At 36.1% G+C, this 13,140-nt stretch carries 15 protein-coding genes; 10 read left to right on the forward strand and 5 right to left on the reverse strand.

All coding sequences use genetic code 11. The features are described 5' to 3' along the window. Window positions 1-67 precede the first annotated feature (67 nt). Genes DMP16_RS04320 through DMP16_RS04365 form a run of 10 tightly spaced genes read left to right on the forward strand, consistent with a single transcriptional unit; the run spans window position 68 to window position 9,031 of the window. Window positions 68-1,417: a cytochrome B gene (locus DMP16_RS04320; RefSeq protein ID WP_069281337.1), complete on the forward strand. Its 1,350-nt coding sequence runs from the start codon at window positions 68-70 to the stop codon at window positions 1,415-1,417. Window position 1,418: 1 nt separating this feature from the next. Further along, complete coding sequence (locus DMP16_RS04325) at window positions 1,419-3,674, forward strand: nickel-dependent hydrogenase large subunit (RefSeq protein ID WP_069281338.1); 2,256 nt, start codon at window positions 1,419-1,421, stop codon at window positions 3,672-3,674. A 12-nt stretch (window positions 3,675-3,686) separates the two neighbouring features. After that, entirely contained in the window at window positions 3,687-4,574 is an 888-nt protein-coding gene (locus DMP16_RS04330) for a hypothetical protein (protein ID WP_069281339.1), read from the forward strand. After that, window positions 4,555-5,826 carry a (Fe-S)-binding protein gene (locus DMP16_RS04335; protein WP_143576920.1) on the forward strand — a complete coding sequence of 424 codons (1,272 nt, stop codon included), beginning with the start codon at window positions 4,555-4,557 and terminating at the stop codon, window positions 5,824-5,826. The genes DMP16_RS04330 and DMP16_RS04335 overlap by 20 nt, the downstream gene beginning before the upstream one ends. Further along, complete coding sequence (locus DMP16_RS04340; protein ID WP_143576921.1) at window positions 5,823-6,140, forward strand: RNase L inhibitor; 318 nt, start codon at window positions 5,823-5,825, stop codon at window positions 6,138-6,140. Before DMP16_RS04335 ends, DMP16_RS04340 begins: the two co-directional genes overlap by 4 nt. Then, entirely contained in the window at window positions 6,137-6,568 is a 432-nt protein-coding gene (locus DMP16_RS04345; RefSeq protein ID WP_069281341.1) for a hypothetical protein, read from the forward strand. Before DMP16_RS04340 ends, DMP16_RS04345 begins: the two co-directional genes overlap by 4 nt. A 26-nt stretch (window positions 6,569-6,594) precedes the next feature. After that, window positions 6,595-7,068 carry a hypothetical protein gene (locus DMP16_RS04350; RefSeq protein ID WP_083216323.1) on the forward strand — a complete coding sequence of 158 codons (474 nt, stop codon included), beginning with the start codon at window positions 6,595-6,597 and terminating at the stop codon, window positions 7,066-7,068. A 49-nt stretch (window positions 7,069-7,117) separates the two neighbouring features. Further along, window positions 7,118-7,882: a hypothetical protein gene (locus tag DMP16_RS04355; RefSeq protein ID WP_069281342.1), complete on the forward strand. Its 765-nt coding sequence runs from the start codon at window positions 7,118-7,120 to the stop codon at window positions 7,880-7,882. Continuing rightward, window positions 7,882-8,406 (forward strand): hydrogenase maturation protease, encoded by a 525-nt coding sequence (locus DMP16_RS04360; RefSeq protein ID WP_069281343.1) that lies wholly within the window; start codon window positions 7,882-7,884, stop codon window positions 8,404-8,406. Before DMP16_RS04355 ends, DMP16_RS04360 begins: the two co-directional genes overlap by 1 nt. Then, the gene (locus tag DMP16_RS04365; RefSeq protein WP_231961195.1) at window positions 8,387-9,031 is read left to right on the forward strand and encodes a hypothetical protein; all 645 of its coding nucleotides are present in this window, start codon (window positions 8,387-8,389) and stop codon (window positions 9,029-9,031) included. Before DMP16_RS04360 ends, DMP16_RS04365 begins: the two co-directional genes overlap by 20 nt. Before the next feature lie 233 nt (window positions 9,032-9,264). On the opposite strand, the gene DMP16_RS04370 is transcribed toward DMP16_RS04365, so the two are convergent. From DMP16_RS04370 to DMP16_RS04390, 5 genes are all read right to left on the reverse strand, one after another. Next, entirely contained in the window at window positions 9,265-9,816 is a 552-nt protein-coding gene (locus tag DMP16_RS04370; protein WP_069281344.1) for a hypothetical protein, read from the reverse strand. Window positions 9,817-9,980: 164 nt separating this feature from the next. Next, complete coding sequence (locus DMP16_RS04375) at window positions 9,981-10,328, reverse strand: helix-turn-helix domain-containing protein (RefSeq protein WP_069281345.1); 348 nt, start codon at window positions 10,326-10,328, stop codon at window positions 9,981-9,983. A 57-nt stretch (window positions 10,329-10,385) separates the two neighbouring features. Further along, window positions 10,386-11,147, reverse strand: coding sequence for an FmdE family protein (locus tag DMP16_RS04380; RefSeq protein ID WP_069281346.1), 762 nt, complete (start codon window positions 11,145-11,147; stop codon window positions 10,386-10,388). A gap of 88 nt (window positions 11,148-11,235) precedes the next feature. Then, window positions 11,236-12,195 carry a hypothetical protein gene (locus DMP16_RS04385; protein WP_069281347.1) on the reverse strand — a complete coding sequence of 320 codons (960 nt, stop codon included), beginning with the start codon at window positions 12,193-12,195 and terminating at the stop codon, window positions 11,236-11,238. A 91-nt stretch (window positions 12,196-12,286) separates the two neighbouring features. After that, window positions 12,287-13,003, reverse strand: coding sequence for an ATP-binding cassette domain-containing protein (locus tag DMP16_RS04390; protein ID WP_069281348.1), 717 nt, complete (start codon window positions 13,001-13,003; stop codon window positions 12,287-12,289). Window positions 13,004-13,140: the final 137 nt, after the last annotated feature.

Raw genomic sequence — 13,140 nt, forward strand, 5'->3', positions numbered from 1 at the left:
TAACTTAACTAATATTCAAGGTAAATTTTATTAATCTGGTTTACTTAAGTATACCTAGTGTGAGAGAGTGAAGGAGGTAAAATCAAAGGAACTTAAAGTTGGAATTAGTAGAAGAGACTTCATGAAGCTGGCAGCTATGTCCGGTTTAACAGCTTGGATGGTCGAGAAGGGATTAACATGGAAGGACTTGTTTAATATGGCTAGTGACACACTGGCAGATCCAATAAACATCATATGGACTGGTAACGGATGGTGTGGAGGAAACACTATAGCCTTCATAGACGCGATGAATCCAGCTGTGGAAGATGTTGTAACCCAAGTTACGTTCAATTTACAGCCAATACAATTAAGGCAACCATCGATACCCCAGCTTGGCAACGTTAACTTAGTTTATCACCCAATCCTAATGCCACAAGATGATATGGCATATCCAACCATGGAAGCGGCTTTAGCTGGACTATTTGATCCTTACGTTTTAGTTGTTGAAGGGACTATGTTTGACGAATTTGGACTGTATTATCAAAAGCCATCAGGTTCCTTCTGGTGTTCTGCCGGTAGAACTCCCAGTGGAGAAGTATTGTTATGTGATCAGTTCGTGTTTAATTTAATGAAAAGGGCAGCACTAGTATACGCAACAGGTGCATGTGCAACCTATGGAGGAATACCTTCTACTACAAACGGTTTAGGTCAAAGGACTCCTACATATACGATGGGTATGTTAGATGACCCATATAGAGGCATCTTAGGGTTCCCAGCTTATTTACATGAAGTATATGAAAAAGGTTTAGGAACTTTTAACGGAGAAACCGTAATAGATGAGGACATTTATGCAGTAACCAACTCACCTTATAATACAGCCTATCCTGGTCCAAGTTATCATTGGCAAAGTAAATTGGGTCAACCAATTGTAGCAATCGCCGCTGACCCTCCAGCCGGGGATTGGATAATGAGAACCTTAGTAGCTGGAGTTTTATACGCTAGAGGCTTAGCTCCACCACCCTCTTCTTATCTTGACATTTTTAATAGACCTAAGTTCTTCTACGGGAACGAAACGCACCAGAACTGTCCAAGGGCTGGTTTCTTCGCTCAAGGAATTTTCGCAAAGGAATTTGGAGATCCTCAATGTACTTATAGTCTAGGGTGTAAGGGTACTGAGGCTAATAGCCCAGCTCCATTATTGGGTTGGGTCGGTGGTGTAGGAGGATGTACAAGAGGGGGAGTATGCATTGCTTGCACTGCCCCAGGATTTCCGGACTTATACGAACCATTTTACGCTCCTCCAAATGCTCCCACATTACCTTCAACTACGCTTCTTGCAGCTGCAGCTGGAGTTGGAGTAGTTGTTGGTGTAGGTTCTTACTTATTATCCAGAACTAGGAGAAAACCCTTAACCCCTAAGGCTAAGGAGGTGAGCTAAAATGGCTAGCTCATATTTATTTAAGTATGATTGGACAAAGCCTGTAGTTATAGAGCCCATAGTGAGAATAAAGCCAGAATTAGGAATACAAGTTACTGTCAGTACTGATGAAAATGGGAGTATAAGAGCTACTGAAGCATACGCTGGTGCTGGAATGTTCAGAGGATTTGAGATCTTTATGAGAAATAAGCCAGCGCCGGATATAATAATGTTATCCTCAAGGGAGTGCGGAATCTGTGGAGAACATCATCAATTCATAGAAAGAATAGCTCAAGAGATGGCAATGGGTGGTTATGCTCCTCCACCCTTAGGTTTAGAGACGATAATGTTAGCAAATGATGCTGCAATGATGTATGACCACACAGCCCACTTAACTGCTTTAGGAGGCCCCGATTGGAGTTCATTATTCTTTAAAATAGCTGGGTACTATCCTCCTGACATTTATCAATTAGCTACACAAACACCGATAAGTAAGGTTCTAGATTACTCAGAGGCTTTTCCAAATGGAGCACCTAGTCAACTTCAATTTGCTGGAGTAACTATGAGGACGGTTGCTGATATAATGGATGGTTTAGTTCCTATTATTGGTGCAATATTCTTAGAAGGGGCTTACGTTTGGAGGATAATGCATGAAGCAGAACTGTTATATTACTTGAGAATACCACATCCAATTACGATGGTCCCAGGAGGAATTGGAGTTCCCGCCACTGTAGAGAATTTGCAAGCATACTTACAGAGGTTAATAGACGGTACTGCCTATATGAAAAAGCAAGCAGTAGTATGGGAAGTACTATCATTATTCTTAAACGATTACGATAACGTTTTCGGAGTTCAAGCGTATTACGATACACATTTCAACAACTTAGGTTTTGCTGAACTAGGAAATAGACCAGCTAACTTCGTATCTTATGGACAAAGTGATGTAGCTGAAGCTCCAGAGGTTAGTCCTTCATCCACTACAGTAGCTCCTTATGATGCAACTTATGAAAATGCTGGAGCTTGGGGAAGAGCTAGGGTGGTTAAGCCAGGATTAGTCATTCAGCCTAGTCTAACTTCCCCGCCACAAATAGTTACAAACAGTTACATCGATATTAATCTAGCAGTCCATGAATTCGTAGAGTCCTCATTCCAAGCAGACTGGACACAGTCTCCATATAGCTCGCAAGTACCTTCTGAAGTTTCCGGTATAGAAGTAGATCCGATTGGGAATAAGGTAAATGCTTATCACCCGTGGAAGAAGTGGACGATACCAACTCCTCTGGCTAGAGGATATCCATTTGGTTCTGGCAACCAGTACGGAAAGTATAGCTGGGGAGTGTCCCCTAGATTCGTTCCATATCAAGGACATAAGCCCATTTCAAGCTACTTCTATAATGTAGAAGCAGATCCGATGGGCTTAATGTATGCTCAAGTATTACAAGGTAGTGCACCGGAGCCCATATACACAGCGACGTATAGCATAGCAGGAATAGAAATACAATACGGGAATGCCAGCAATCAATACGTGAAATGGAACTTACCTCAAACTATAAGTCCTAGGGTAGTTTTGCCTCAAGAACTACAAGGTGAAATAGAGCTAAACTACTTATCTCCATGGCAAATAACCAATGGAAAATTCATCACTAACGCTGTAGAGAGAATGAGAGCAAGAGCCTTCGCAGTAGCTTTAGAGGCAGCTGGAGCCTGGGTAGCATGGTTCTCTGCAGTAAACTATATAAAGAATGGACAAACTGCTGTTAGTAGAGGAAATCAGTATGACTGGGAGTACAAGGCTAACACGAATACTGGGGTAGCAATAGGAGTGGGGATGAAGGAAGCTCCGAGAGGAGCGCAGTATCACGCTAATGTGATAGCTACTGGCAAAGGACCAAATGTGCCAGCAATAAATCCACAACAAATGCAACCTACGACGGTTAACCTAGGGCCAAGAGTGAAGAATTCTTATGATGACGGAATTCAAACAGTTAGTCCAGCTCCATCCTTGGCACAAAACGATGGTGCTGGCACATTTGAAGAGACAATACAAGGAAATAAGGGATACAACATACCCGGTTCACCTAAACTAACAGTAACTCCACTAGAGCAGTGGGATGGATTTGAGTTTGCAGCGGCGTTAAGGTCATTCGATCCATGCTTCGTCTGCGGAGTCCACGTTGTTCTACCAAATGGTAAGGTGAGATATTTGACCTTAGGAGCTCCAATTGATTTAAGTGAAGCAATAAAGGCTTTCTATAAGTTCGCCATGAAGGTTAAATAAAGGTGTAAAGGTATGATAATAGTGCACGCAGCTATAGGTGCCAATGGAGGACCAGGGACACCATTAAGTCTATATTGGTGGGGATTAAACGTAATATTTCCTCTAGGAATATTATTTTTTATATTTGGTTTAGTCTATAGGATAGGGAGGGAGTTCATATTCAGAAGATCTAATATTCCGGGTGAAGCTGGTCTTTCAAGAGAATTTAAGGAGGCAATAACTGCAATACCTAGACCTTTTGGGCGAGCATCTAGGCACGACCCATTATTGATAGTTGAAACGATCTTCAATCATATCTTCATATTAGGATTAATAATAGTTGTTGGAATACATATAATAGCGTGGAATTATATTTTTAGTGGTATATTCGGAGTTCCTAACATCTTAGGATGGCTAATGCCAGCTTCCGTACCAGAATCATTCACTTCTGGATACCAGCTAGGAATCTTAGGTGCAACATCATATTCACATGGAGGTATTCTAAACCCAGTTGGGGCATGGAATTCAGCTGAAGTTGCAACTAATACAATTTCACCTTGGGGTGTTTTATCAGTAATAGTTAACGGGAGTTTCATGGCATTGCTAGCTTTTGCAGGGTTAATAGGCTACCTAGTTACAAGGATTATAGATGACATAACTAAGCATAGGCCTTTAAGTAGTATAGGTGATTACGTATTCCTAATCTTACTGGCAGCAATAATAGTTACTGGTTTAGGAGCAGCTTATGATTGGGGAGTTCCTTATCTTGGAGTTCCAAACCAAGCTAACTGGTACGGATTACACATAGCCTTAGTAGGAATATTCATAGGCTACACACCATTCAGCAAGGCATTCCACATGTTCTGGTACTATGTAGGTAAGGGTTTTGCAGGTTATTCATATGGGAGAAGAAGAGTTTAAATGTGGGGGATTTAAGGTGAAGGGCAATAGAGTAGAGATAAATAGGAACTTAGCCTCAAGGACATTTGACGAATTAGGTCCAGCCGACGTTTATGGACTAGAAAATTGCATGAGATGTGGAATTTGCTCTTATACCTGCCCATTTTGGTTAGTTACTAAGAGACCAATTGATGTTCCAGCGTGGAGGACGTATGAGATTAACAAAATCTATTCAATGTTTTACACTGGCTATGGGATTGTAGCTAGATATCTGAGGTTAAGAAGGATTAGCAATAAGGAATTCATGAGGTGGACTGATTCCGCATACAATTGTACAGCTTGTGGAGCTTGTACGGAAACTTCGCCAATGGAGATTCCAAACTGGTACACCGCAATATTAATGAGAAGGATATTACATTATTCTGGATTCAATTATGAGACTGCTGAAAAACTAGCAAAAAACACTAAAGAGTTAGGTAACGCTTTAGGAATATCTAATTGGAAAGAAATGGCTTCGAAAGTTGGATTTCAGGTAGATAAAAAAGGTTCTGAATATCTTTACATTCCCTCACCACTGGAAATTCAAGACATGGAAATCCTACAATCTATAGCATCAATATTCTCTAAGATGAAGATTTCAGTTACTGTAAGCTCAGCGGTAAGTGACCCCGGTTATTATGCATATCTTGTAGGAGACTTCGAGACTGCTAGGTCAGTGTTTGTAAAGGTACTAGAGGAGGCTAAAAGGTTAGAGGTTAAGAAAATAATTACAACTGATGGTACTTCCTATTTCTGGTTAAGGTGGCAAGGACCTAAATCCTCAGGAGTAAAGTTGCCCATACCAGTAGAGCACTTAACACAAACAGTTTATGAAAAGTATAAGCAAGGGTCTATTAAGCTAAGTAAGGCTGACGTTAAGGGACCAACTAGTGTACATTACTCTGAATTCCTAAGTAGGTTAGGGGGAGTAGAAGAGCCTGTTAGAGAAATATTAAGGCTTACAGCGCCTCAATTTATTGAGCCAAGGGATTCACCATCCTCACATAAGTTATATACTTGTACACACCACTTAGAGCTAATCAGCGAGAAGAAGGAAATTGTAAAGAGGGCTAGAGAGTATGTTATTAATCAACTAAGTAGATGGGGGAGTAAAAATGTAATAGTATTTGACCATAACTGCAAATTATCATTAGGTAATGCTATTGCAGATAAGCAAGCTAATTTTGATGTAACTTACTTTACTATCATATTAGAAAGAGGTATAAAGATATGAGCTATTCTTTTTTAATCAAACTTTTAGGATTAGATAAAGTACTTAAGGAAATAGTTAACGATCTAGGCGATAATGATCTCTATCTTGTTTTACCCAAAGTAAAGAGACGTGAAAACTCTATTGAAATTTTAAGAGAGATATTGAAGAGTTATGGTTTAGAGATTAATATAGAGGAAGTTAATGGTTTAGTGGACGATAGAAGAAAATTAACTGCCTTAGCTTCTAACATAAGTCCCCTTAACTTGAAAGAGCCGGAGAAGATATTATGGGAATTGGCACAGTCAATAAAGCCAAAAAAGGTAGATGAAAGGTGATTGGTGCAGTTGGTTATTGGTATAAGGGCGACTATTATATACCTCTATTAGTAATGGAGGAATTGAATAAAGAGGGATTCCAAATAATTGATTTGAGTGGAGCTATCAAGTCAATTACTTTTTTATCTGATGTTAGACCTAAGAATTTAGTAATTTTAGCCAGTGCTAAAAGAGGGGAAAAAGAGCTAAGACGTTATAGTTTTGAATCATCAGAGAGTCCTCTTGCTGATTGGGCTGAAATTTATGCTAATTTTAAAGCTTATTATAGCGACATTGACACCTTTCTAAGGATGTTGAGTGCATTTAGGATAATAGAGCGTGCTGAGATAGTAGAGTGTGAAGTGGTAAACGAGGATGGGGAGTTAAGCGATTGGGGAAGAATGTGTAAGGAATTAATGAAAAGTGAGGTGTTAAGGCTATTAAAGTAAAGGAACAAATGTACACCATCTCGTTTTTGAGACCTATCCCTTTATACATCATAAATAAAATATTCAATACTAATGATTTGGAATTTAATCTAAAGGAAACTAGAGTTAGTCTTTTAACTGATGAGAGAAATGAGAGTTTTCTCAAGCAAATATCTTTTTTCAATGGAGATGTACAATACTGGGCTGATTCATTCTTATCTAGCTTAGAAAGGGCATTTAAAATAAGGCTAGGTGATGTGGTTTGGGCTTATGAGGCTTATGTAGAGGTTGATAAGAAAGTTAAGTTAAATCTCAATTTACCTAACGTTTTACCATTATTGGGAAATGTGATAAACTATGGGATTATTGTAAGTAACGACCCTGACATGAAGATGAGAGTGAGGAATTTCACAACTATTCAAATAGATAGAACAATTAAAGTTATTAGAAGATCAGAAAATTATTTTAAAATTCAGAATATATTAGATGAACTGGAAAAAGTTATTAAATTGTTTGAGTGAAAAATAAAACATAAAAAATATATATCAGAACTACGTATTATATTTTGGTATGTCTGGATTAACACCTTTTGATGTTATGATGAGAAAGGATATAGAGAAGACCTTCAATGAGTTACTGGTAGAGGCTAGAAATATATATGAAGAGGCTAAGAAAGATGGGATTAAGCCGTTACTTTATGGCTCTGTTGCTTTCTATTATAAAGCAAAGGAAAATAAGGTCGCAGTAGAATTACTAAAATTGTATAGAAAAAGTGAAGATATAGATATTAACTTCTTGGTAAAACCGGAGGATAGGGATAAGTTTAAGGGATTAATTACTAACCTCGAATACACTCCATATTTTCATCTAGAGAAGGTTTTAGGGGATGTAGCGGGAATGTTCTTCAAAGAGAATGTTATAGTTAAGGTCTACTACTTTAACGAAATGAGATTTAACCATGTAATTCCGGTCAATTGGGATTCTGATTTTACCCTTGATGACGAGGATCTAATCCTATCTAAATTACAGAGACATAATCCAGTAAATAAAGACTTAGCAGACATAGCCTCACTACTACTAGTGAAAGATGTTAAAGAAGATAAGATACTTGAATTGACTTCAGCCGATTGGGGGTTATGGAAAGATGTGACTGACAATTTAATGAAATTAAGGCAACTCCTTTCAAATTTAGTAGCCGATGAGATTAAAGAGAGAGAGGAAGTGATGCCAGTCATTTCCAAAGTCGTAAAGCTTCACGGTAAGATAATGAATCATCCTAAGAAGGAGAGTTGGAAACCACTACCTCTTGATGCAAAATATTGGAGTGACTTTTAATGAAAAGAATTGCAATAGTCGGGGTTGGTAATATTTTAATGAGTGATGATGGTTGCGGTTCACATATAGCAGAAGCTTTAATGAATAGTATTGAAGGAGTTGATGTTATAGATTTAGGCAGTACTGGAATAGCTGGAATAGAGAGTTTAAAGGATTACGACGTTTTAATAATAATTGACGCTATGTTAACGGATAAGGAAGTCGATGTAGTAAAAATTAACTTAGAAGTTAACCTTGATGAAGTTGCGTCAACTGTTTTAGATCTAAAGTATTCTGGATCTCACGGTTTGGGAATACAAAGCGTGTTGACAATGCTTAAGTTAATGGGATCATCGTCGGAAGTTTACATCATTGGTTGTAAGCCTTATAGCCTAGAACCTAAAATTGGTCTATCTGAAGAGGTTAAGAAAAATTTGCCTAAAATTGCAGAAGCTCTCTTAAAAGTGATGTCTGATTTTAAAATAAACTACGACGAGGAAGAAATTAAAAGGAGGGTATTGCAGGTTGCTAATAGATGTCAGTAACGAAAATGACATTTTAGAGGAATTTGTAGGCGAGATTCCTTACAACCTCCTTTTAATTCTAAACATTAACTTCTGGATTTTAAAAGAAATGATAACGGGTAGTCTTAAAGAAATTCCTACAGCAAAATATTTATTAGAATTTTTGCCATCTGATATAATACTTTCACAAATATTTAATGGGAAACTGAAGATAGGTAATTTAAGTTTCAGTATAAGTAAGCCAAGTATAATAATAGCACCGTTTTATGTTATGAAGACTTTGAAGGAGTGGGATCTTATCGTGCATTCTCAAAAAATAGGTAGTGAGGGAATAGTGGTAACTAACACAAGGGATATATGTGAGGAAAGTGAGATAGCTGTAAGAGAGTATGATATATCTAGCAAATTATTTGAAAAGAAATACATTTCCACTTGTGGTAAGGATAAATATGAAAAGTTAAGGTTATTTAAGGCTAAGATGAATGAAGTGTTAAAGAGAGAAGTGGCAGTAGTTTATCGTAATGAAGTTAAAGATAACTTTCTAGATCTTGAGATAAGCGTAGATTTCTATATTATCCTCTTTAAGAATCCATCAAAGGAAGAAGTTGAGGCTTATGAAAAATTAAGATCCGTGATAAAATTATAACTTTAAGGCTTTATCATTAAGTTCTTATGTCTTACAAACCAGTTTAGCCATCATCGATTTATTAGTTTTTAAGCTTATATGAGTTAACTAAAATTGTAAATAAATTTATATTTCCAAATTAAACACAATTAAATGATATATAATGTAAAAATACGGTAGCTACTATCATCTATTTTCATAAGATATACTGTAAAATACCTTAGATCCTTAGGAAATAAAAAAACGTACCTTTTTTATTTAGTTATCCTAATTGGCTTAAGTAAGACGTTTAATATCCTACTATAAATTGCTACAACAGTAGCAAATCCGCTAGCATATAGGTGTTCAAAAATTAAGTGTAACATTATTCCCCCAGCGAAAGGAAATCCTATCGAAGCTGCTGGTGCTAATGGATTTACCATCCCCATTATCATTGAATGAGAGAAGTTGATTCCATAGAGCAGGAATGTTAATCCACCTATGAACATCAATATTCGTAAGAATATCCAATACGGTTTACTACCATTAAGTATAAAAGACTTCATTAATTTTGGATATACACCAAAAATGAGTAATAGAATCCCCATACCTAAGAAATACGTTGGTATAAAATATTTCCCCGGTAACACAATTGGGGTATAATAAAATAGTCTAAATCCCATCATCATCATACCCATGCCCATTCCCATCATTCCCGTCATTGTTAAGTAGCTTATAACCTCGTAAAGTCCGCTCCATATTAAGATTACTCCTGCTATCCCATTTATAGCTCTAAATATTAATACACCTATTTTTGATGATTCCAAATTTCTCTACCTATACCTAGTTACTCTTTTTAAACTTTATAAATCTTTTTTAATAATGTATCAAATGATTGCGTAATTATAAAATATTCAGAAAAAATTAAATATACCAATAATAATTAATACCTTTAAGAAAAATCTTGAAAATAATTAGTTAGCTCGCAAATTTATGGCGTATCGCAACAGCCACACTTATTTAAGTACTTAGGATTAGAATACATATAATTTATCAAAGGTTGTAAAGCATCCCAGAATTTCTTACCTTCGTCAGTCAGACTGTACTCAACTTTAGGTGGTTTAGTCTCATAAACCTTTCTCTGAATTAAACCAACATCCTCTAGTTCCTTGAGCGTATCTGCTAACATTTTAGAGCTAATATCATTAATTAATTTTTTTATATCATTAAACCTAGCGTTATTCAAATATCCTATTGAAGCAATAACTAAAATGCTCCATTTTCTCTTAAAAACTTCAGATAACACATCTACTGGGCATCTACAATCGTTTACTATCATAAATTACCATTATCTTCCATAAGATAAAAAGTTTTCGAATAAATGAATGAAAAAATTTTATCTCTTTATCTTAAGAATGTCATCTAACTTTACTCTAATAGGTGTTTTGACATTTAACGTCCATACTTCACTTCCAGCACAATCGGCACAGTAGAACTTCTCCTCTTTAATTACACCTTTACTCTCTAACGTCATTTCCCCACAGCCTTCACATTTTTTCCACTTAGTTGAAACTTCTTGAGTATTGAGGTACTCTACTGTCAACTCCTTAGCATCAAACAATTCCTCATCTCTTGGCTGTAACAGTTCAAATGAAGCTTTATTCATAAGATCTCTGAATCTATTAAGCTCCTCGCGTGTGGCTTTCTCCCTCTTTATCATTATCTTTTCAAATAATTTTAAAAATTCTGGATCGTTAGCCGTTTTTATAATTGTGTGTGGATCTACTTTTAATGAGACTCTTACAGCCTTACTGGTATTCCTATCAATTAATGTTAGAACGTGCTTGCCAGTGTCCCTATAAATTAGACCTCCATTACCTAATGTTGTACCTGCAACCATTTGGACTCCATCGGCGAAGCAAGTATTAGTTTCTACAATTGCAATTAATCTTTTCGTCAAGTGTTGACCAACTCCTTGAACGTTCTCTGTAATTGAATTTAATTTCTTAGTGGCATATAGCGCAGCTCTCACACCCAGTGAAAGACCTATGCAGAAGTGACCATGAAGAACTGCGGACTTTATCAGTAAATCTTGAAGATTATTTTCTCTAATATCTTCCTCTATCTCCTTCCTAGGATTGAACCTTAATTCTTCCATATAAGTTATTATGTTATTCAGTACTATAAAAACTTTTTCTTCTAAATTAACTTGTAATCATTTTATTAAAAACAAAAAATTAAAAAAATTAGATTTGTACCTTTGTTTTTAAGGTGTAAAATATTATGTTTCCTATATTCACTAATCCTCCCGCTACTACACTTGCTATTGATAATAATCCAATTCCTTGAGTTAGATTTACTAGCCATGAAGGAGGCGTCCAACTTGATATCCACGTTCCAATACCGTTAGTTACCAGAGATAATACTATTCCAGCAGAGAACAGATACATTCCTAAAATAGCATTCTTCTCGTTAAAGCCTACGTTTAATTTACTAACTACCAAATATATTAACCCAAAGGCTTGGAAAAGAGAATAATATGCTAATGTGAAGACCATAGTTCCACCAGGCCAATACAACATGCTAATTATACCATAGGAGATGGGAACCATTGACATAGGAACCATTGATGATTGTAAAAAGAGATTCCATACTTCTGCAGCTAACATTATCGGTAAAGTCAATAACATTAAAAATGGACCAAAGAAAAAGATATATTTAAACCATATAGGAAACTTTACATTGCTTTTAAATCCCAAATATACTAAGTATATTGATGAGAATAGTAACCCAATACCTGCTATTAAAAATCCAATGAACCCAACTTCAGCCATTCCAACATTAGTGGGTGGAGTTCCCATCATTCCTCCCATCGAGGAAGAAGATGGTCCTAAATACCACATGAAGGCTGTAGTTCCTACCATACCCAATAATATTCCGACGTTAACTAACGCTAAGGGAACCAACAATGTCCTAAATTTAACGTTAACCTTAAGATAATATAATCCTAGAAGGGTTAGAAATATTGCTAGCTCTGCTGCAATACTAAAACCTAATCCTTGATATGAACCTGGAGAAAAATTGTATGAAAGGGGACCTTTCGGAAATAATCCTAGGACAGGGTTAGTAGCTATATAGATTATAGACCAAATCAATACGCTTGTCCCGAAAGCTAATATACCATTTATACTCTCCTTGTTACTCATTTTTATCACTTATTTTTGATACTAGGTTTTCTTAATTATACTAACTATTTTCAGAGTTAATAAGTTTTTCTCTGAATATCTCAAATGTTTCCTATCTAAACTTATTATCATTAAGTAATCCATTAGCTAAAGTCCTTACATAAAGATCATCGTAGCCCCTAAGTTCTTCAATCTTACCTCTTGCTATTATCTTCCCCTTCCTCATAACAAAAACTGTATCAACACATGACATGTCAAGAACATTATGAGATATTATTATTGATATTGCAGAATTATTTGAGCATATTAAATCAAGAACTTCTCTCCTATTCATAGAATCTACCATGGATGTAGGTTCATCATAAATAATGACCTTTGGATTTATTAGCATAGATCTTAAAATGTTAATTCTCTGCCTTTCTCCACCGGAAAGTTCATATATTCTTCTATTAAGTAATTCAGTGATTCCAAACCTATTCACATAATAGTTAAACATTTCATCGTTAACGTGAATCTTTAATATTTTAACTCCCTCTAATATGGTATCTATGACCTTAGCTTCTGGATCCAACGAAGTATAGGGATCTTGCAAAACTAACTGTATTAGCCTACCTCTCTCTTTTCTGCTTATCTTAAAGATATCTCTACCATCAATAAGCACGTAACCGCTTACAGGTTTAATAAGCCCTGCCATAACTTTGGCTAACGTACTTTTACCATTTCCCGATTCACCTAATATTCCAATTACTTTAGATCCTTCAATCAGAAAATTTATTTCAGTCATAAAAAGGGGTAATATAAGTTTCCTTAACTCAAGAGTTAGTGCCATTATATAAATTAAGTGAACTTGAATGAATAAAAATTTTAACTAGTTTTTATTCGCTACGTCCGAATTAGTGACGTTTCAAGGATAAAGATTGTAATAGGGAAATTGTTTTCAACTATTAGTATTTAGTTTTCTGGTAC

The organism is Sulfolobus sp. B1, assembly GCF_007050195.1.
Taxonomy (GTDB): Archaea; Thermoproteota; Thermoprotei_A; order Sulfolobales; family Sulfolobaceae; genus Saccharolobus.

What these genes read in the sequence shown, in the direction of transcription:
- DMP16_RS04325 (WP_069281338.1), top strand. Translation starts at nt 1,419, where the DNA reads ATGGCTAGCTCATATTTATTTAAGTATGATTGGACAAAGCCTGTAGTT.
- DMP16_RS04330 (WP_069281339.1), top strand. Translation starts at nt 3,687, where the DNA reads ATGATAATAGTGCACGCAGCTATAGGTGCCAATGGAGGACCAGGGACA.
- DMP16_RS04335 (WP_143576920.1), top strand. Translation starts at nt 4,555, where the DNA reads ATGGGAGAAGAAGAGTTTAAATGTGGGGGATTTAAGGTGAAGGGCAAT.
- DMP16_RS04340 (WP_143576921.1), top strand. Translation starts at nt 5,823, where the DNA reads ATGAGCTATTCTTTTTTAATCAAACTTTTAGGATTAGATAAAGTACTT.
- DMP16_RS04355 (WP_069281342.1), top strand. Translation starts at nt 7,118, where the DNA reads ATGTCTGGATTAACACCTTTTGATGTTATGATGAGAAAGGATATAGAG.
- DMP16_RS04360 (WP_069281343.1), top strand. Translation starts at nt 7,882, where the DNA reads ATGAAAAGAATTGCAATAGTCGGGGTTGGTAATATTTTAATGAGTGAT.
- DMP16_RS04375 (WP_069281345.1), bottom strand. Translation starts at nt 10,328, where the DNA reads ATGATAGTAAACGATTGTAGATGCCCAGTAGATGTGTTATCTGAAGTT.
- DMP16_RS04380 (WP_069281346.1), bottom strand. Translation starts at nt 11,147, where the DNA reads ATGGAAGAATTAAGGTTCAATCCTAGGAAGGAGATAGAGGAAGATATT.
- DMP16_RS04385 (WP_069281347.1), bottom strand. Translation starts at nt 12,195, where the DNA reads ATGAGTAACAAGGAGAGTATAAATGGTATATTAGCTTTCGGGACAAGC.
- DMP16_RS04390 (WP_069281348.1), bottom strand. Translation starts at nt 13,003, where the DNA reads ATGGCACTAACTCTTGAGTTAAGGAAACTTATATTACCCCTTTTTATG.